Consider the following 18,199-nt stretch of genomic DNA (forward strand, 5'->3'; position numbering starts at 1 on the left):
AGCGCGTCTCCGCGGCCTCGATCCGCTCGGACAGATCCGCTCGGCGCTTCATCAACTCGCATGCCTCGCTCGCCGGACAGCCGCATCCGCTCGGCGCGCGCGCTTCATCAACTCGGTCATGGTGAGCTTCGCAAGCGCCGGCGCCGCCTCCGCAGGGGCGAACATCGCCTGGTCGATCGCCGTACGCTCGGCGGTGAGCTTCACCACCTCGCGCTCGGCAGCCTGCGCCTCCTTGCGCAGCCCCTGGGCACGCTCGCGTGCTTCGGCCGCGACCCGGCGGTCCTCCTTCTTGTTGGCTTTTTTCTCGGCCTTGTCCGCCTTGCTGCCGCCGCCCAGCACCAGCGCGATATAGTCGTCCAGGCTGCCGTCGAAGTCGCTGGCGGTGCCGCCGTCGACCAGCACCAGACGGTCCGCGGTGGTCTCGAGCATGTGGCGGTCGTGGCTGACCACCACCACCGCACCGGTGTAGGCGTTCAATGCCTGGATCAGCGCCTCGCGCGCGTCGACGTCGAGGTGGTTGGTCGGCTCGTCGAGGATCAGCATGTGCGGCGCGTCGCGGGTGATGAGCGCAAGCGCGAGCCGCGCGCGCTCGCCGCCGGAAAGCTTGCCGACCAGCGTCGTCGCCTTGTCGCCCGAAAAGCCGAAACGCCCGAGTTGCGCGCGCACCGCGCCCGGCGTCTTGCCCTTCATCAGCCGGGTCATGTGCTCGAGCGGCGTGTCGCGCGCGTCGAGTTCCTCGACCTGATACTGGGTGAAGTAGCCGACCCGCATCTTGGACGAGGATGCCATCTCGCCTTCCATCGGCGTCAGCTGTGCGGCGAGCAGTCGGGCGAGCGTGGTCTTGCCGTTGCCGTTGCGGCCAAGCAGACCGATGCGATCGTCGGGGTCGAGCCGCAAGTTCAGCCGCTTGAGGATCGGTTTTTCACCATAGCCGACGCTCGCCATGTCGAGCGTCACCAGCGGGGGGCGCAGTTCGTCGGGATCGGGGAAATCAAACGACAGCGACGGATCCTCTGCCATCGCGGCGATCGGCGCCATCTTGGCAAGCGCCTTGATGCGTGACTGCGCCTGCTTGGCGGTCGAAGCGCGCGCAGAGTTGCGGGCGATGTAATCCTGCAGCTTTGCGCGCTGCGCGACCTGGTTGGCCCGCGCCGCCTCCAGCTGCGCCATCCGCTCGGCGCGTTGCCGCTCGAACGCGTCATAGCCGCCCGGGTAGAGCGTCACCTTGCCGCCTTGCAGGTGAAGGATGTGATCGACGACGTTGTTGAGGAAGTCGCGCTCGTGGCTGACGATCACGATCGTCGCGCGATAGCTTTTGAGGAAGTCCTCCAGCCACAGCACGGCTTCCAGGTCGAGGTGGTTCGAAGGCTCGTCGAGCAGCAGCACGTCGGGCTGGCTGAACAACAAGGCGGCGAGCGCGACGCGCATGCGCCAGCCACCGGAAAAGCCGTCGAGCGGCGACTGCTGCATGCTCTCGTCAAATCCGAGGCCCACCAGAATGCGCGCGGCGCGTGCCGGCGCGGTATGGGCGTCGATTGCGAGCAACCGCTCGTGCACCTCGGCCAGGCGGTCGGGGTCGTGTGACGTCTCGGCCTCTTCCATCAGCGCTGCCCGCTCCGTGTCGGCGGCGAGTACCGTTTCGAACGGCGTGGCGCTGCCAGCGGGCGCTTCCTGCGCGACATAGCCCAGGCGGCTGCCGCGCGGCATCTCCGCGGCGCCCCCATCGGGCTCCAGCTCGCCCGCGATCACGCGCACCAGAGTCGACTTGCCGGCACCGTTGCGGCCGATCAGGCCGACGCGGCTGCCAGGCGGAAGCGCCGCGTTCACGCCGTCGAGAATGAGCCGCCCGCCCAGGCGCACCGTGATTCCATTGAGGTTCAGCATCGCCGCCGCCTAGCAGCCCGAACGCCGCCACGCGAGGGCTGGCGGAACCACTGATGCTGCCCAGACTTCAGCATCCGCACAGGCAGGGAACGGTTCATGGCGAAGGACGGCGCGGGCGCGCACATCAAGAACAACCTCGTTCTCTATGGCGCGCTCGCGGCGAATCTCGGGATCGGTGTCGCGAAGTTCATCGCCGCCGGTATCACCGGCTCGTCCTCGATGCTGACGGAGGGCGTGCATTCGGTAGTGGACAGCGGCAATCAGGTGCTGCTGCTCTACGGGCAGAGGCGCGCGCGCCGGCCGGCCGATCCGAAGCACCCGTTCGGCTATGGCCGTGAGCTCTACTTCTGGGCATTCGTGGTCGCCCTGCTGATCTTCGCGGTCGGCGCCGGCGTATCGATCTACGAAGGCTACCTCCACATCCTGGACCCGGAGCCACTCAGCGATCCCGTCGTCAACTACGTCGTGCTGGGCGTCGCCGTCCTGCTGGAGGGTTCGTCCTGGACGATCGCCGTACGCGAGTTCAACGCCAAGCGCGGGGACACCGGCTGGTGGCGCGCGATCCACGAGTCCAAGGATCCCGCCGGCTTCATCGTTCTGTTCGAGGATTCGGCGGCGCTGATCGGCCTTGCCGTCGCCGGCGCTGGCGTGTGGGCCAGCCATTATTTTGGGGATCCCCGCATCGATGGCGTCGCATCGATCCTCATCGGCCTGATCCTGGCGACCGTCTCCGCACTGCTGGCGCGGGAGGCCAAGGGGCTGCTGATCGGCGAGCGCGCGGACCCGGTGCTGATCGAGCGGGTGCGGTCCGTGGTGGGCGCGAAGCCCGGCATCTCGGCGGTGAACCACGTGCGCACCATCCACACCGCACCCGATGCGGTCTTCGTTGCGATCAGCGCCGATTTCGACGATGCGCTGACCATGGGCGCAGGCGAAACACTGATCGAGGAACTGGAGGCCGAACTGAAGGCCGCGATCCCCACCCTCACCTCCATCTACATCCGTCCGGAGAAGCACGAGGAGGCCATCCTCAGCTTCGCGCCTGCCGCCGGCTGATCGATGGAGAGCTTCGATGCGATCGTGCTCGGCGCGGGTGGCGCCGGGCTGATGGCTTCGGCCGTCGCCGGGCAGCGCGGCAGGCGCGTGGTCGTCGTGGACCATGCGCCGGAGCCGGGCCGCAAGATCCTGATTTCGGGCGGCGGTCGCTGCAACTTCACCAACCTGGGCACCGCGCCAGACCGGTACCTGTCCGCCAACCCGCATTTCGCCAAATCGGCGCTCGGCCGCTACACCGCCGGCGACTTCCTGGAGATGGTCGAGCGGCACGGCATCGCCTGGCACGAAAAGACGCTCGGCCAATTGTTCTGCGACGGCTCCGCCCGGCAGATCGTGGCCATGCTGCTGGACGAGTGCGCGGCAGGCGCCGTGGCGATGCGCCTGGGTGCGGCGATCCGGGACGTCTCGCATGCGGACGGACGCTTTACGGTGGTGCATGGGGACGCCACGCTCACGGCGCCGGCATTGGTGATCGCCACCGGCGGTCCCTCCATCCCGAAGCTCGGCGCCACCGGCTTCGCCTATGATCTCGCCCGCAAGTTCGGGCTGAAGGTCGTCGAGCCGCGCCCGGCGCTCGTGCCGCTGACGCTGCCGCCGGAGGAAGCGCTGTTCCGCTCCCTGTCCGGCGTGGCCACCGAAGTGGTCGCGCGCTGCGGCAAGGCGGCGTTTCGCGAGGCGGCGCTGTTCACCCACCGCGGCCTGTCGGGTCCGGCGATCCTCCAGGTGTCCTCCTATTGGCGCCACCGCGATGCGATCGGCATCGATTTCCTGCCCGATCAGGATGCGGGGTGGCTGCTGGAGGCGAAGCGCACCCGCCCCCGTGCGGGTCTGCGCACGGTGCTTTCGACGGCGCTTCCCGACCGACTTGCCGAGGCCCTCGCCGAACGCCTGGCGGTGGTGGGAGAACTCGGCAACCAGCGTGACGCCACGCTTCGCGATGCCGAGCAGCGGCTTGGCGACTGGCGCTTCGTCCCGAACGGCAGCGAAGGCTTTGCCAAGGCGGAGGTGACGGTAGGCGGCATCGCGACCGAGGGGCTCTCGTCGCGCACCATGGCGGCGCGGCACCTGCCGGGGCTGTACGTCGTCGGCGAGGCGATGGACGTGACCGGCTGGCTGGGCGGCTACAACTTCCAATGGGCCTGGGCGAGCGGCTGGGCGGCGGGCCAGGCGCTGTGACCGACACGCTCAAGCGCAGCTTCCCGCCCGTGGTCGACGCCACGACGCGCGTCCTGGTGCTCGGCAGCCTGCCCGGCGAGCGCTCACTCGCCGAGCAGCGTTATTACGCGCACCCGCAGAACCAGTTCTGGCGGCTGATGTCGCCAGTCGCCGGGCGGGACCTGGTGCCGCTCGCCTATGCGGAGCGGCTCGCCGCCTTGCAGGCCTCCGGGATCGGCTTGTGGGACGTCGTCGCCCAGGCGCGGCGGACCGGCAGCAGCGACGCGGCCATCCGTGACCTCGCCGCCAATGACCTCGCCGCGCTGGTCGCGACGCTGCCGCAGTTGCGCGCGATCGGCTTCAACGGCGGCACGGCGCTTCGCCATGGGCGGGCACAGCTGGGCGAGGCGGCGGCGCATTATGCGATCGTTGCCCTGCCCTCCAGCAGCCCGCTGCACACCGTCGGGGTTGCGGCCAAGCAGAAGGCCTGGCTCGCGCTCGCCGACTATCTCTGACCGGTCAGCGGCCGCTCGGCTGCGGCTTGCCCACGTCGCCGGCGGGATCGAAGTCCTTGGCCGGGGACACCTCGTCCGCAGGCTTGTCGAGCGTGTCGCTCGGAAGGGCTGCGTCCCCCGTCTTCTGATGCTCGGTGGACAGATTGTGATCGGGCGTACCCATGTCGCGGTCGACCATGACGCGTCTCCTCTTCTTCCCCCTCAACCGACGAACCGCCCCGCGGTTGCGGCAACGGCTCGGAAGGCTCCTTGCGGGAGCGAAACGGCAGTCCGGACGTTATCTGCCTGCAAAATAACGAGGAGAAGCGGGTGCGCGTCGGTCTTATCGGTTCATCGTTGCTGGCGATGTCGCTCACGCTGTCGGCGTGCAACGTCAACACTTCCCCGTCCAACCAGACCGAAGCCGGCGAGAGCGCCCAGCCCGCGCAGTGGTCGAAGTCCACAGCCGACCAGCTGCGCGACGCCCTCAACAAGCGCGCCGCCCATGGCCTCGACAAGATGAACTTCGAGGTTCCGGCCGGCGAGGACGAAGCGCCTTTGACCAAGGCGGCGCTCGCCTATGCCGGCGCGCTGGCTCGTGGCGCAACCGATCCGACCAAGCTCTATGAGGTCTACACCGTTCCCCGGCCCAACCCCGATCTGAAGCAGGGGCTCGTCCAAGCGCTTCAGCAGGGCAAGGTCGGCGAGTGGCTGGAAAGCCTGGCCCCGCAGGACGCGAACTACCGCAAGCTGTCGCAAGCCTATCTGGCGCTGCGCAAGCAGGGCGAGGGCGCGACGCCGGTGATCCCGGACAAGGGCGAGCCGCTGAAGCCGGGCGCAACCGACGCGCGCATCCCGCTGATCGCCAGCCAGCTGGTCGCTTCGGACTATCTGGATCGTGCGGCGGCAGGCGGCAATCGCTACACGCCCGCCATGGCGGCTGCCGTCAAGCAGATGCAGGCCGACTACGGCATCAAGCCGGACGGCGTGATCGGCAGCGACGCGCTGGCCATCCTCAACCTTTCCGACGCGGATCGTGCGCGCGCGATCGCGGTGAACATGGAGCGGCTGCGCTGGATCGAGCGCACCCCTCCCGGTACCCGCATCGACGTCAATGTGGCGGCGGCACGGCTGAGCTACTGGCGCGACGGCAAGCTCGTGAACAGTCGCAAGGTCGTGGTGGGCGAGCCGGACAACGAGACCCCGCAGCTGGGGTCGCCGATCTTCCGCCTGGTCGCCAACCCGACCTGGACCGTGCCCCGCTCGATCCAGGAAAAGGAGATCGCCGGCAAGGGATCGGACTATCTGCGCCGCAACAACATGGCGTGGGAAGACGGCTGGATCGTCCAGCAGCCTGGCCCGAAGAACTCGCTCGGCCTCGTCAAGTTCGACATGCAGAACGATCACGCCATCTACCTGCACGACACGCCGGCCAAGCCGCTGTTCCAGCAGGTGCAGCGCCAGCGCAGCCACGGCTGCGTTCGCGTCGAGGATGCGCTGGGCTTTGCCGAGATGCTCGCCAAGGACGAGGGCGTGATCGACGAGTGGAACAAGGCGCGCGCGACCGGCAAGGAGACCTTCGTCAAGCTGCCGCGCGAGATCCCGGTGCGGATGCTCTACCAGACCGTGCTGTTCGACGAAGCCGGCGAACCGGTAATCCGCAACGATCCGTATGGCTGGAACGACCGCGTCGCCCAGGCACTCGGCCTCGGCACCACCACCAACTATCGCCTGAAGCCCGACGGCGCGGACGTAGGCCCCTGATGCAACATGAGGGCGGAGCTGACGGCATCAGCTCTGCCCTCGCCGATGCCCCGCCTAAGCCAGCGCTATTCCCGTCCTCGCGCATAGTACCAAAGACATGCCGGCTTGCCCTTCATTGATGACCAGAAGACTCGGCCAGCAGGCAAATAGGCCTGCAACCGGTTCGACTCCGTAACAGATCTGTCATGGCTTTGCCGTAGCCGCTCGGCCCCAGTCGCCTGCCCTTTCCGGGTACTGTTCAGAACTGGGATATCATGCCGAACATCAAGCAGCTCGCCTACGCCGCTCTTCCCGCGCTGTGCTTCGTCGCCGCACCTTCCTGGGCGCAGGAAACGACTTCAGCGGCTGCATCGGCCGAAGCGTCGGACCCGCAGGCAGCAGTCGGCGACGTGCCGCCCGAAGAAATCATCGTCACCGGATCGACCCGCGCGCAGCGGCGGTTCGATGTGTCCTATGCCATCAACACCATCTCCCAGGCGGACGTCGAGAAGATCGCACCGGTCAACTTCGCCGACCTGATCGGCCAGCTGCCCGGCTTCCAGACGGAGATCACCGGCGGTGAGGTGCAGAACATCTACCGTATCCGCGGTCTGCCGAACGACGGCGGCTTCGTCAGCTTCCAGCAGGACGGCCTTCCCCTGTTCCACGAGAACGACGGCGTGTTCTTCCGCGGCGACGCGATCCTCAAGCAGGACCTGATGACGGACCATGCCGAAGTCGTCCGCGGTGGTCCGGCCCCGGTCTACGCCAGCTATTCGGGCGCGATCATCAATGCCATCACCGTCACCGGTGAGGAGACGCCGCGCGGCAAGGCGCAGCTGACGCTGGGTGACACGGGCCTCTACCGCCTGGATGCCTATCAGTCCGGCCCCATTGCCAAAGACACCTACTACGCCGTCGGCGGCTTCCTGCGGTATCACGACGGCTACCGCGACAACGGCTTCCCGAACGACAAGGGCGGCCAGATCCGCGCGAACCTCAAGCACGACCTCGACAATGGTTCGATCAAGCTGAACCTCAACTACGTCAACGACCACAACGTCTTCTATCTGCCGATCCCCATCGCCGACCCGCGCGACCCAAGCGTCTCGCTCGATCCGTACATCGACTATTTCACCGGCACGATGAACTCGCCGGCGCTGCGCAACGTGAACCTGAAGTATCGCGACGGCGCCGGCGTGATCCAGAGCCGCACCAGCGATCTCTCCGACGGTCGCCACATGCAGATGGTGAACTTCGGCGCACAATATGACGCCGATTTCGACGGGTGGCTCGTTTCGGCCAAGGTCGGATACACGCAGGGCAAGCTCGACTTCACCGCCTTCTACTCGACCACCAATCCGGCCGACGCCGACAGCTTCGCCAACGGCTATCTGGCGCGCGCGACCGCTGCGTTCGGGGCGGTGAACCGCTTCGGCTATGTGCTGGCGGGGACCAACACCGTCTATGATCCCGATGCGGCATCGGGCCTGGTGATGCAGGGCCAGTATCGCGACATCCACTCGAAGTTCTATTCGGGCCAGGGCAATTTCACCGTCGCCAAGAAGTTCGAGACCGGCATCGGCAGCCACGACATCAAGCTCGGCCTCTACGCCAGTCTCTATGGCGAGGACAGCCGGACGCTCTACCAGAACTATCTGATCGAGGTCGCGGGTAAGCCGCGCACGCTGGACCTCGTCGCCTATTCGGCCTCGGGTGCAGAACTCGGCCGGGTGACGGACAACGGCGTGCTTAATTACGCCGCCACGCTGAACCAGGGCGACTCTGACGCGAAGATGTTCGCCATCTATGCCAACGACACCTGGGAGATCGTCCCGGGCCTGCGCATCGACGCCGGCATCCGCCACGAGCGCTACAGCTACGAAGGCTGGGCGGCACTGACCGAGCAGGCCGACCTGGGCGATCGCACCACGCTGGCGGACGATGCCACCCGCGCCTTCACCGGAGCGATCATCAACCAGAAGGGCAAGCCGAACGTCACCAACTGGACGGTCGGCGCCAACTATGACTTCAGCGACCATGTCGGCGTCTATGGCCGCGCCTCGCACCTCGAGACGCCGCCCAGCGTCCAGACGGTGATGAGCATCAACCCGACCATCATCACCACGGTCGCCGACCAGTTCGAGGCCGGGCTGAAGCTCGCCGCCGGGCGCTCCTACCTCTACGTCACCGGCTTCTACACCAACTTCGACCCGCTCAACGCCTCGTTCCTGGCGTACGACCCGACCACCGGCCGCAACGACGTGAACGTCCCCTTCATCGGCGAGGCGCAGGTCAAGGGCGTGGAATTCGATGGCGCCTGGTCCGTGACCCCCTGGTTCACCCTGAACGGCGCGCTCACCGTCAGCGACCCGAAGTACAAGAACTTCGAAAGCGCGACCGGCGCCGATCCCGAGCAGGCGGAAGGCAATCAGATTGTGCGCCAGCCCAAGATCTACGGCAACATCCGGCCGAGCTTCGACTTCACCTCGGGCGAGACGGACATTTCGGTCTATGGCCGCTACACCTACATGGGGAAGCGCTACGTTGACCTCTACAACAACACCGCGCTGCCCTCCTACGGCACGATCGGCGCGGGCGTGACGCTGCGCCGGGCGAGCTGGCAGGTGCAGGTGGTCGGCGACAATCTGTTCAACGCGCATGGCCTGACCGAAGGCAATACCCGCACCGACTCGCTGAGCGGCCAGGGCAGCAGCGAGGCCATCTACGGTCGCCCGATCTTCGGCCGGAACTTCCGTCTGGTCGTCTCCAAGTCGTGGTGAGGCACCGGGCGCTTCGCATCACCCTCGCCGCCGTGATGTGCGCGGCGGCGGTTCAGCCTGCTGTGGCAGCCGAGGTTCGCGACCGCGCGACCGAGGTTCTGGCGCAGCGGCTGTTCCCGATGCTCGATGCGATGGGTCGGTCGCCGGAGACGATCACCCGGCTCCGCGCCGATCGCAGCCTCGCCACCACACTTGCGACGCGTGCGAAACGCACCGCCGCCTGCGCAGAGGCGGCCCCGTGCGTGGCGGAGGCCGCGCTGTGGGATGAGCAGGAATTGGCAGCGCTTGCGCATGCGGTGGAGCGGAATGCCGCCCCGCTGCTGCGCGATCGGCGGCTGGTTCCCGACGACGGCCTCGCCTCCGGCCTTGCCCGGGAGATCCGCGGGCTGAACGCGATCGTCCGAGTCTATGCATTGGGAATGCCCGCGCGCTACCCTTCCATCGACGGGCCATCGGCGGCGTTCGGCAGCACGGAGGCGCAGACGCGCCTGGCGGCTGCGGTCCGCCTGCGCAACACGCCGCGTGCCGGCTCCTTGCAGACGCTCGATCCGAGCATGGAACTGGGCCTGGCGCTGCTCGACGTGAACGACCGCACCGATGCCAGCGGATTCGAGCCGATCGACGGCGGTGACAACGCCGCGGCGATGGCGCGGGCCCGCGGCCTCGACTGGTCCCGCTACCGCTATACGGCCGTCGTGCTGACAGGAATCGGCCCCGAGGTTCCCGACATGCCGCTCAGCCCCGGCGGAAAATACCACGTCCGGCTCGCCGCGAACCGCTTTGCGGACGGAGACGCCCCCTTCATCATCGTGAGCGGTGGCCGCGCACACCCGCACGGCACGCCCCATAACGAGGCCGCCGAGATGCGCCGCGCGCTGATCGAGCGCTATGGCGTGCCTGCCGAGGCGATCGTCATCGAGCCCTATGCTCGACACACCACCACCAACCTGCGCAACGCCACGCGACGGCTGATGGCATTGGGAGCGCCGCTCGATCGCGAGGCGCTCATCGTCTGCAACCCGGACCAGAGCCGGATGATCGAGAGCCCCGCCTTTGGGGAGAGGAACCGCCGCGAACTCGGCTACGAACCCGGCGTGATCGGCCGCCGGCTCTCGCCTACCGAGCTCACCTTCCGCCCCGATCCTCGTTCGGCACGGATCGATCCGCTCGACCCGCTCGATCCCTGATCGGCGGGCTGAAGCGGGTTTGTCGGGAACCACCGGCCCGTCGGGCGGCGCCAAGTCGTCGAGATGTCGGACGAAAGATGTGCCGAATTTCTGGCACAGGGCACCAACATGAAAAAACCCGCCAACGCAGTGCGCTGGCGGGTTTTTCCGTGGTGGGCGTGGCAAGGATTGAACTTGCGACCCCTGCGATGTCAACACAGTGCTCTACCACTGAGCTACACGCCCGCCGGGAGTGCGGCCTCTAGCGGGGAGCGCTGGGGAGCGCAAGCACCGAAAGTGGCCGAACCCAAAAAATCTGCTCAGCTGTGCGAGGGGACGCTGTCCTCCGCAAACAGCTGGTCCACTTCGCGCACCAGGTCGCGCAGGTGGAAGGGCTTTGACAGCACCCGGGCCTGGGGCACGGCCTTGCCCGCCTTCAGCGTCACTGCCGCAAAACCGGTGATGAACATCACCCGCATCTCGGGTGCGATCTCCTGCGCCTTTTGTGCGAGTTCGATGCCGTCCATCTCGGGCATTACGATATCGGTGAGGAGCAGATCGAACGTCTCGCTCTCCAGCAACGGCAAGGCGGCCGTCCCGCGATCGACCGCCGCCACGCGGTAGCCGGAACGTTCGAGCGCGCGCGTCAGATACTCGCGCATCACCTGATCGTCCTCGGCCAGCAGAATCCTGTACATGCATCCCTCTCGTACGAGCGCCCGCGTCTATGGGCGAACCCCTGCCGCTTTTCCAGCGCGTTGCTCCGGATCGCCGCGGGGCCTAGCATCCAGGGCGTGCCCGCGCCGCCTCTCCCCTTTGACCTGCACGGTCCCGCCGATCCGGTAACGCCGCTGGTGCTTTCGGTGCCGCATGCCGGCCGCGCCTATCCGGAGGCGATGCGGGATCTGCTGCGGGTGCCGCTTGCGGCGCTGCTACCGCTGGAGGACCGGCTGGTCGACCAGGTGGCGCTTGCGGCGCGCGGACCTCACACGCTGTTCGTCGCCAAGCTTCCTCGCGCCTGGATCGACCTGAACCGGAGCGAGCAGGAGCGCGATCCGCAGGTCGACGCGGGCGCCGACCCCATGGTGCAGCCCCGGGCCTCGGCGCGGCTGCGCAGCGGGCTGGGGCTCATACCCCGGCGCGCCAGCAGCGCGGGCGACATCTGGAAGCGCCGGTTGCACGCGGACGAGGTTACTGCCCGCATCATGGCCCAACATCGTCCCTACCACGCCGCGGTGGCTGCCGCGCTCGCGTCGGCGCACGCGCGGTTCGGCGTCGCCATCCTGCTCGACATCCACTCCATGCCATCGCTGCCGGGCGTCACGCCTGCGCAGGTCGTGCTGGGCGACCGACACGGGCGCTCGGCAGCGCGGCGCCTGGTGGATGCGCTCGAAGCCGCCGCGCGGGATGCCGGCCTTCGGATCGCCCGTAACCAGCCCTACGCCGGTGGGCACGTGGTGACGACCCATGGGGCGCCCGCACGCAACGTGCACGCGGTCCAGATCGAGTTCGATCGCGGCCTCTATCTGGATCCCACGCTGACGGAGGTTGGTCCCGGCTTTCCCCGCCTCGCTGCCGCCCTCGCCCACATGATCGCAGCCGTCGCCGCGGAAGCGCTTCCGCCGGCGCTTGCCGCCGAATAGCGCATAAAAAAACCACCCCGTGCACGAAGCACGAGGTGGCCTAGGTTCAGGGAGGAGACACGCTGAAAGCGTGTCACACGATCCCGCGAAAGGGGGGAACACGAGACCGCGTACCAGAGAATATAGATATCAAGCGCAAAGGTTCAAGCGTTTGCCGACACTTGCGATGCATTGCCTGACGCGCACGACGAAACGCCGCCCATCGGGAAGACGGACGGCGCTTGCGATTCGTACTGCGTCTCGCCGGGCTTGACCCGGCGGGACGTCCGATCAGGCGGTCGGCTGGGGCGCGATCATGCCCGCGCGCACTTGACGCGCGAACAGGTCCCGCATCAGCGACAGCGAGAAGATGTGCGCATAGAGCAGCGGCAGCATGCCGTTCTGCTGGATCTTGCGCAGCTGGTCGCCACGAAGCTCGTTGAGCTTCTTTTCGTCGACCATCTGGAAACCACGGTAGATGAACGGCTGCTCGGCGCCGTCCGGCTGGATCGAGACTTCACCGTCGATCAGAAGGCCCAGGTCCTTGACCTCCTTCATGAACATCGCGGTGCGCTGGCCGGCCTGCTCGAACTGCTCGTTGAACTGCAGGATCTGCTTGGTGGTCTCGCTCGGCTCGGTGCCGTCGAACAGCGCCTCGCCGTCCTCGAACGCGCCGATCGTGTCCGCGGTCGGATCGAAGCACAGCGACAGGTCCTCGCTGTCCGGACGCAGGCGGGCGAGCATGTACGGATAGCGGCGGACATAGGCCGGGACGTACACTTCCGGGTCGATCAGCCGGCCGTCGGCGTCGATGAAGGTGTTGACGCCCTCGTTCAGGCCCATCAGCGCGAGCGGAACGGGATCCTCGCCCACCGAGAAGACGATCGGCATGCGACGCTGCACCAGCGGGAATTCTTCGACGGTGACCGGCACGGCATGCTCGTTGACCAGGAACGGCGCACGATCCGCAACGCGAACCTTGTAGTTGGCGTGCTGCTGGCTCGAAAGCGGTTCGAGCTGGTTGTAAAACAGAGGAAGCCCGTTGTTCTTCGGCGCCGTGGCCATTCTTGATCTCCTGGAACCCAGCTTGCGCGTCTATTTCGCCCCGTCGACGGGCGCAAGCGTCACCAGTTTGCCGGGATTGAACAGGTTCATCGGGTCGAGCCCCTGCTTGATCCCCCGCAGCGCCGCCAGGCGGGCGGGCGAGCCGAGACGGGCCAGTTCGTCGCGCTTCATCTGGCCGATGCCGTGCTCGGCCGAGATCGAGCCGCCGGCGGCAACCACCAGGTCGTGAACGAAGGTGGTGATGCCGGGCGCCTCCTCCGCGATCCAGCGTGCCGGATCGACGCCCGCAGGCGCCCGCACATGAAAGTGGACGTTGCCGTCGCCCAAGTGTCCGAAGGCGGTGGCGTGGGTGCCGGGAAAGCGCGCCTCTGCCGCCGCTGCCGCCTCGACCATGAAGCGCGGCATCCGGTTCACCGGCACGGAGATGTCGTGCTGTACCGCCGGGCCTGCGGCGCGCTCTGCTGCCGAGAGCGAGTCTCGCAGCCGCCAGAACGCCTCCGCCTGCGCCTCTGATGTGGCGATCACCGCGTCGGCAACGAGACCGGCGTCCAGCGCGTCGCCGAGCAGTCGCGCGAGCAGGGCATCCGGCGCCTCGGCCTCCGGGGTCGCAGCGACCGCCTCGATCAACAGGTGCCATGGGTGGGTGCCGCTGAGCGGCGACCGCGCGTCCGGCAGATACTGCACTGCGCGCTCCAGCGTGTCGCCGGGGATGATCTCGAAGCTCTCGATCGCATCGGTCGCCCCTCGCATCCGTCGCAGGAGCGCCAGCCCCGCCTCCGGGTCGGCGATGCCCACCCAGGCGACAGCGCGGCCAAGGATCGCGGGGGCAAGGCGCAATGTCGCGGCGGTGATGATCCCCAGCGTGCCTTCGGCGCCGACGAGCAGTTGGTCGATGTCGTAGCCGCGATTGTCCTTGGGCAGCGGCGTGAGCCCATCGTGGATGCTGCCATCGGGCAGCACTGCCTCCACCCCGGCCACGAGCCGCCGCATCGTCCCCCAGCGCAGCACCTGGGTACCGCCTGCGTTTGTCGAGATCAGGCCGCCGATCGTCGCCGTCCCGCGCGAGCCCAGGGTGAGCGGAAAGCGGCAGCCGGCTTCCGCAGCGGCCTCATGAAGGTTCTGCAGGATCACGCCTGCCTCGGCCACCGCGAGTGCAGCCCCAGCGTCGAGGCGTCGAATGCGATCGAGGCGGCGAGTAGACAGCAGCAGCGCCGATCCGTCCGCAGGCGGCGTCGCGCCGCCCACCATCGATGTGTTGCCGCCCTGTGCGACCAGCGGCACCCGATGCTCAACCGCCAGGCGAACCATGGTGGCCACCTCGGCGGTGGAGGTCGGCAGCAGCATCGCGGCGGCCGCGCCATGGAAGCGCCCGCGCCAATCGGTGAGAAAGGGCGCGATCTGGTCGGCGTCGGTGGTGAGGCTGCACTCGCCTAGCGCTTCCCGAATGGCATGGATCAGGCGGGTCTGTGCGGTCATCCCGTCGCGCTACACGGCCGAGAGGCTTGCCGCCAGTTCATCACCGGTTAAAACCCAGGGGCTGAGAAGAGAGCCCCATGCCCGTACCGAAGCCTGTCCCCGTGCTTCTGCTGCTGACGCTCGCGGCCCCCATGGCCGGGGCCCAGCAGCGCGTGAGCGTTCCGGCCGGCACGGTCGTGCACAGGGAGGTGCGCATCCAGCGAATCATCGTGCGGGTGCCGCGCATGGAAGTCACCCCCGCCTCCAGTTCGCGTGCGCTGCCGGCGATCAACTGGGTGGAGAAACGCACCGACCGCTGTGTGCCCGTCGCCAATCTGGCGGCGGTGTCGATCACCCGCACCGACAGCGTCGACCTGATGCTGACCGGCGGGAAGCGGCTGCGGGCGCGCCTGGAGGAGGATTGCCCGACGCTCGACTTCTACTCGGGCTTCTACCTCAAGCCGACCGCGGACGGGATGGTGTGCGCGTCGCGCGATACGATTCGCTCCCGCTCTGGGGGGCAGTGCCGCATCTCGTCTTTCCGAATGCTCGTTCCCGGCCGCTGAGGCGCGTTCTGCTTGACAATCCGGCAGAAATCCGCAAGGCGCGGACCTGCATTCCGGTGCCGCGACGGTGCCGTTTTCCGGAAACCCCATGAACTTTGCCGATCTCGGTCTTTCCGATGAACTGCTGCACGCCGTAACGGAGGCGGGCTATACGGAGCCGACGCCGATCCAGGCGAGCGCGATTCCGTCTGTGTTGATGATGCGCGACCTGATCGGCATCGCCCAGACCGGCACCGGCAAGACGGCCGCTTTCGTGCTGCCGATGATCGACATTCTGGCGCAGGGTCGCAGCCGCGCGCGCATGCCGCGCTCGCTGATCCTGGAGCCCACCCGCGAACTCGCGGCCCAGGTTGCCGAGAACTTCGAGAAGTACGGCGCTGGCCACAAGCTGTCGATGGCGTTGCTGATCGGCGGCGTATCGATGGGGGACCAGCTGGCGGCGCTCGAAAAGGGCGTCGACGTGCTGATCGCGACCCCGGGGCGGTTGATGGACCTGTTCAGCCGGGGCAAGATCCTGCTCACCGGCTGCAATCTCCTGGTGATCGACGAAGCCGACCGCATGCTCGACATGGGGTTCATCCCCGACATCGAGGAAATCTGCACCAAGCTTCCCAAGCAGCGGCAGACGCTGCTGTTCTCGGCCACCATGCCGCCGCCGATCAAGAAGCTGGCGGACAAGTTCCTTGAGAACCCCAAGACCATCGAGGTCGCGCGACCGGCGACCACCAACACCAACATCACCCAGCGGGTGGTCCATGTCAGTGCGGCCAAGAAGCGCGACGTGCTGCGCCGGCTCCTGTCCTCGGACGAGGTCCGCACCGCGATCATCTTTTCCAACCGCAAGACGACCGTGCGCGAGCTCAACAAGAGCCTGCAGCGCGCGGGTTTCCGTTCGGCCGAGATCCACGGCGACATGGAACAGTCGGCGCGTATCGCCGAGCTGGACCGGTTCAAGAACGGCGAGGTCAACATCCTGGTCGCGTCAGACGTCGCCGCGCGCGGCCTGGACGTGAAGGGTGTCAGCCACGTCTTCAACTATGACGCGCCCTGGCATCCGGACGACTATGTCCACCGCATCGGCCGCACCGGCCGCGGTGGCGCGACGGGCACGGCTTATACGTTCGTCACGCCCGACGATGCCGAGAACATCGCCAACATCGAGAAGCTGACCGGCCAGAAGATCGAGGTGCTCGATCTGGGCGGCGTGCCGGCTGCGGAAGCGGAAGCTACGCCGGAGCCACGGGCACCGCGGGCCGATCGTTCACGCGATCGCCGCAGCCGCGAGGATCGCACCCCGCGGTCCGAAGAACCTCGCCGCACCCGGGAGGAACGGGCGCCCCGCCATGAAGAACCGCGCCGTCGCCGCGAGGCCGAGGATGCGGTGGCGGACGATGGCGGCTGGAACGGCCCCATCCCGGCTTTTCTGGACGTTCGACTCACCGCCTGATCGGGCAAGGCCGCGTGGACGATTTCATCGACTATGTTGCGCCGGTCGCGGTCGAAAGCCCGTGCGTCCTGGTGTGCACGCTCGACCTCGAGAGCGGCTGGTGTTTCGGCTGCGGCCGCACGCGCGAAGAGATCGCCAACTGGACGGCGATGTCGGCCGAGGAGCGGAGCACCGTGTTGGCGGCCCTCCCCGCGCGCTGCGGCACACTCGAACAGCGGATTGCAGCCTCGATCGGCTGATCGCCGGCTTCGGCGGCCTAGCCGTCGATCCGGGCATGCAAGAAGCGCGTAGTCCGCTCCCAGGCGAGCTTTGCCGCCGCGGGATCATATCGTTGTGCCGACGTGTCGTTGTTGAAGGCGTGATCGACGTCCGGATAGACGTGGGTCTCGACCTGCTTTCCTGCCGCCTCCAGCGCCTTTGCCCAAGGCAGGCCCGTTGCGTTCACGCGCTGGTCCTTGCCCGCATAGTGTAGCAACAGCGGCGTCTGGACCTTCGTCGCCTCGGAAGGGGCGGGCGCAGGTCCGTAATATGCCACGCCTGCGCTGAGCGCAGGTCCGGCGGCGATCGCCAGGCGATTGACGAAGGCGCCGCCCCAGCAAAAGCCGACCGCGCCCACCTTTCCGGAGCCGCCCCGCTGCCGCGCCGCACGATCGATGGTGGCGACTGCCTGACGAAGGGCCAAGTCCATGTCGATGCTGGCGATCATCTCGCGTGCGCGGTCCTCGTCGGCAGGCGTGCCGCCCTGCGGCGCCAGCAGGTCGAGCGCGACGGCTCGGAACCCGCTCAGCGCCGCGCGCCTTGCCACGTCGCGAATATGCTCTGTCAGGCCCCGGTTCTCGTGGATGACCAACACCGTACCGAGCTTGCGACCGCCGGCCTCTCGGGGTGCCGCGAAATAGGCTGCGGCCGGCTTACCCGCCTCGACCCCTTTGCGCGTGGCAGTACGAAGGCGAGGATCGTCGGGCTGGACCTGCTGCGCTGCGGCAGGAGACGCCGCGATCGCTGCGACCAGCGCCTCGGCAGCGACGGCGGAGCCCGTGAGGGCGACCATCTCCCGCATGAAGGCGCGACGATCGCGGTGCTCGTGGGTGAAGGCGTCGTAGAGCGCGACAGCGCGCTCGCGAAGGTCGGTCATGCCAGTTATCCCCGAGTCGGACGGGGAGAAGCTAATCGGCTTTCTGCCTCAGCAGAAGCGGCAGGGCCTCGGGCCCGCCGAGCCCGTCCCCCGCAAGCGCGGAGGGACGGGAACGTTGGCGATCAGCGCTTGAACGGATCAATGAAGGCCGGGGCAGGCTCGGCAGTCTCGCCGTTCGCCAGTGCCTCGGCATCGCGCACCGCCTGCTGCCGCTCGTTGCGCAGCTGCTCCAGCAGTGCCTCGCGGTCGCCCTCCAAGCGCGTGTCGGTCGGTGCTTCCATGCCCGCGGCCTTGGCGGCCTTGGTCACCAGTGCATCGAGCTCCCGCTGCGAGCACAGGCCGAGCGTGACCGGATCCTTCGGCACGATGTTGCCGATGTTCCAGTGCGTACGGTCGCGGATCGCGGCGATGGTGGTGCGGGTGGTGCCGATCAGCTTGCCGATCGCGCCGTCCGAGATCTCCGGATGGTTGCGGATGATCCAGGCGATGCCGTCCGGCTTGTCCTGGCGCTTCGACACCGGGGTGTAACGCGGCCCCTTGGTGCGGCGGACCTGCTCGGGACCCTTCTGGATCTTGAGGCGATAGTTCGGATCGGCCTGGCCCTTTTCGATCTCGTCCTGCGTCAGTT

At 67.6% G+C, this 18,199-nt stretch carries 17 protein-coding genes and 1 tRNA gene; 10 read left to right on the forward strand and 8 right to left on the reverse strand.

Features of this window, described 5'->3' with window-relative positions; all coding sequences use genetic code 11:
- Positions 1 to 51: 51 nt before the first annotated feature.
- A complete protein-coding gene (locus EDF69_RS16090; protein WP_204991405.1) occupies positions 52 to 1,884 on the reverse strand; it encodes an ATP-binding cassette domain-containing protein in 1,833 nt (610 codons plus the stop codon).
- A gap of 96 nt (positions 1,885 to 1,980) precedes the next feature.
- Here EDF69_RS16090 and EDF69_RS16095 point away from each other — a divergent pair, with 96 nt between their 5' ends.
- From EDF69_RS16095 to EDF69_RS16105, 3 genes are read left to right on the forward strand one after another with little or no spacing between them, the layout of a single operon-like run.
- Positions 1,981 to 2,940, forward strand: coding sequence for a cation diffusion facilitator family transporter (locus EDF69_RS16095; protein WP_132883472.1), 960 nt, complete (start codon positions 1,981 to 1,983; stop codon positions 2,938 to 2,940).
- Between the two features lie 3 nt (positions 2,941 to 2,943).
- Positions 2,944 to 4,116, forward strand: coding sequence for an NAD(P)/FAD-dependent oxidoreductase (locus EDF69_RS16100; RefSeq protein WP_132883471.1), 1,173 nt, complete (start codon positions 2,944 to 2,946; stop codon positions 4,114 to 4,116).
- Complete coding sequence (locus EDF69_RS16105) at positions 4,113 to 4,610, forward strand: DNA-deoxyinosine glycosylase (protein ID WP_339537386.1); 498 nt, start codon at positions 4,113 to 4,115, stop codon at positions 4,608 to 4,610. Before EDF69_RS16100 ends, EDF69_RS16105 begins: the two co-directional genes overlap by 4 nt.
- 4 nt (positions 4,611 to 4,614) lie before the next feature.
- On the opposite strand, the gene EDF69_RS16110 is transcribed toward EDF69_RS16105, so the two are convergent.
- Positions 4,615 to 4,788, reverse strand: a complete 174-nt coding sequence (locus tag EDF69_RS16110; RefSeq protein ID WP_165890021.1) for a hypothetical protein — start codon at positions 4,786 to 4,788, stop codon at positions 4,615 to 4,617.
- Positions 4,789 to 4,919: 131 nt separating this feature from the next.
- Here EDF69_RS16110 and EDF69_RS16115 point away from each other — a divergent pair, with 131 nt between their 5' ends.
- The 3 genes from EDF69_RS16115 to EDF69_RS16125 all read left to right on the forward strand — a co-directional run bounded on the left by EDF69_RS16115 (position 4,920) and on the right by EDF69_RS16125 (position 10,302).
- Positions 4,920 to 6,353, forward strand: a complete 1,434-nt coding sequence (locus EDF69_RS16115; RefSeq protein WP_339537390.1) for a L,D-transpeptidase family protein — start codon at positions 4,920 to 4,922, stop codon at positions 6,351 to 6,353.
- Between the two features lie 254 nt (positions 6,354 to 6,607).
- The gene (locus EDF69_RS16120) at positions 6,608 to 9,115 is read left to right on the forward strand and encodes a TonB-dependent receptor (protein WP_132883469.1); all 2,508 of its coding nucleotides are present in this window, start codon (positions 6,608 to 6,610) and stop codon (positions 9,113 to 9,115) included.
- On the forward strand, positions 9,109 to 10,302 hold the full coding sequence (locus EDF69_RS16125) for a YdcF family protein (protein WP_339537393.1): 1,194 nt from the start codon (positions 9,109 to 9,111) through the stop codon (positions 10,300 to 10,302). The genes EDF69_RS16120 and EDF69_RS16125 overlap by 7 nt, the downstream gene beginning before the upstream one ends.
- 150 nt (positions 10,303 to 10,452) lie before the next feature.
- Here EDF69_RS16125 and EDF69_RS16130 read toward each other — a convergent pair.
- Positions 10,453 to 10,527: transfer RNA gene (locus EDF69_RS16130), tRNA-Val, on the reverse strand.
- A gap of 74 nt (positions 10,528 to 10,601) precedes the next feature.
- Positions 10,602 to 10,979 carry a cell cycle two-component system response regulator CpdR gene (cpdR, locus tag EDF69_RS16135; protein ID WP_125960709.1) on the reverse strand — a complete coding sequence of 126 codons (378 nt, stop codon included), beginning with the start codon at positions 10,977 to 10,979 and terminating at the stop codon, positions 10,602 to 10,604.
- A gap of 96 nt (positions 10,980 to 11,075) precedes the next feature.
- On the opposite strand from cpdR, the gene EDF69_RS16140 reads away from it, so the two are divergent.
- Positions 11,076 to 11,924, forward strand: a complete 849-nt coding sequence (locus EDF69_RS16140; protein WP_339537395.1) for an N-formylglutamate amidohydrolase — start codon at positions 11,076 to 11,078, stop codon at positions 11,922 to 11,924.
- A gap of 270 nt (positions 11,925 to 12,194) precedes the next feature.
- Here EDF69_RS16140 and EDF69_RS16145 read toward each other — a convergent pair whose 3' ends face one another.
- Entirely contained in the window at positions 12,195 to 12,968 is a 774-nt protein-coding gene (locus EDF69_RS16145; protein ID WP_125960707.1) for a SapC family protein, read from the reverse strand.
- 30 nt (positions 12,969 to 12,998) lie between these two features.
- Entirely contained in the window at positions 12,999 to 14,444 is a 1,446-nt protein-coding gene (locus tag EDF69_RS16150) for an FAD-binding oxidoreductase (protein WP_132883468.1), read from the reverse strand.
- Positions 14,445 to 14,521: 77 nt separating this feature from the next.
- Between EDF69_RS16150 and EDF69_RS16155 the strand changes: the two genes are divergently transcribed.
- The 3 genes from EDF69_RS16155 to EDF69_RS16165 all read left to right on the forward strand — a co-directional run bounded on the left by EDF69_RS16155 (position 14,522) and on the right by EDF69_RS16165 (position 16,675).
- Positions 14,522 to 14,989: a hypothetical protein gene (locus EDF69_RS16155; protein ID WP_132883467.1), complete on the forward strand. Its 468-nt coding sequence runs from the start codon at positions 14,522 to 14,524 to the stop codon at positions 14,987 to 14,989.
- 88 nt (positions 14,990 to 15,077) lie between these two features.
- Positions 15,078 to 16,436, forward strand: a complete 1,359-nt coding sequence (locus EDF69_RS16160; RefSeq protein ID WP_132883466.1) for a DEAD/DEAH box helicase — start codon at positions 15,078 to 15,080, stop codon at positions 16,434 to 16,436.
- 14 nt (positions 16,437 to 16,450) lie between these two features.
- Positions 16,451 to 16,675, forward strand: coding sequence for a DUF1289 domain-containing protein (locus EDF69_RS16165; RefSeq protein WP_204991276.1), 225 nt, complete (start codon positions 16,451 to 16,453; stop codon positions 16,673 to 16,675).
- Between the two features lie 17 nt (positions 16,676 to 16,692).
- On the opposite strand, the gene EDF69_RS16170 is transcribed toward EDF69_RS16165, so the two are convergent.
- Both EDF69_RS16170 and EDF69_RS16175 read right to left on the reverse strand, forming a co-directional pair.
- Positions 16,693 to 17,571 carry a dienelactone hydrolase family protein gene (locus EDF69_RS16170; protein ID WP_132883465.1) on the reverse strand — a complete coding sequence of 293 codons (879 nt, stop codon included), beginning with the start codon at positions 17,569 to 17,571 and terminating at the stop codon, positions 16,693 to 16,695.
- A 122-nt stretch (positions 17,572 to 17,693) separates the two neighbouring features.
- Positions 17,694 to 18,199: cell cycle transcriptional regulator TrcR (locus EDF69_RS16175; protein WP_204991406.1), on the reverse strand; the 506-nt coding region annotated here is incomplete at its 5' end.

The sequence above is a fragment of the Sphingomonas sp. JUb134 genome, assembly GCF_004341505.2.
Lineage (GTDB): Bacteria > Pseudomonadota > Alphaproteobacteria > Sphingomonadales > Sphingomonadaceae > Sphingomonas.

Excerpts from the sequence above, each read along its gene's own strand:
- EDF69_RS16090 (WP_204991405.1), bottom strand. The coding sequence starts at position 1,884 with ATGCTGAACCTCAATGGAATCACGGTGCGCCTGGGCGGGCGGCTCATT.
- EDF69_RS16095 (WP_132883472.1), top strand. The coding sequence starts at position 1,981 with ATGGCGAAGGACGGCGCGGGCGCGCACATCAAGAACAACCTCGTTCTC.
- EDF69_RS16100 (WP_132883471.1), top strand. The coding sequence starts at position 2,944 with ATGGAGAGCTTCGATGCGATCGTGCTCGGCGCGGGTGGCGCCGGGCTG.
- EDF69_RS16110 (WP_165890021.1), bottom strand. The coding sequence starts at position 4,788 with ATGGTCGACCGCGACATGGGTACGCCCGATCACAATCTGTCCACCGAG.
- EDF69_RS16120 (WP_132883469.1), top strand. The coding sequence starts at position 6,608 with ATGCCGAACATCAAGCAGCTCGCCTACGCCGCTCTTCCCGCGCTGTGC.
- cpdR (WP_125960709.1), bottom strand. The coding sequence starts at position 10,979 with ATGTACAGGATTCTGCTGGCCGAGGACGATCAGGTGATGCGCGAGTAT.
- EDF69_RS16145 (WP_125960707.1), bottom strand. The coding sequence starts at position 12,968 with ATGGCCACGGCGCCGAAGAACAACGGGCTTCCTCTGTTTTACAACCAG.
- EDF69_RS16150 (WP_132883468.1), bottom strand. The coding sequence starts at position 14,444 with ATGACCGCACAGACCCGCCTGATCCATGCCATTCGGGAAGCGCTAGGC.
- EDF69_RS16155 (WP_132883467.1), top strand. The coding sequence starts at position 14,522 with ATGCCCGTACCGAAGCCTGTCCCCGTGCTTCTGCTGCTGACGCTCGCG.
- EDF69_RS16160 (WP_132883466.1), top strand. The coding sequence starts at position 15,078 with ATGAACTTTGCCGATCTCGGTCTTTCCGATGAACTGCTGCACGCCGTA.
- EDF69_RS16170 (WP_132883465.1), bottom strand. The coding sequence starts at position 17,571 with ATGACCGACCTTCGCGAGCGCGCTGTCGCGCTCTACGACGCCTTCACC.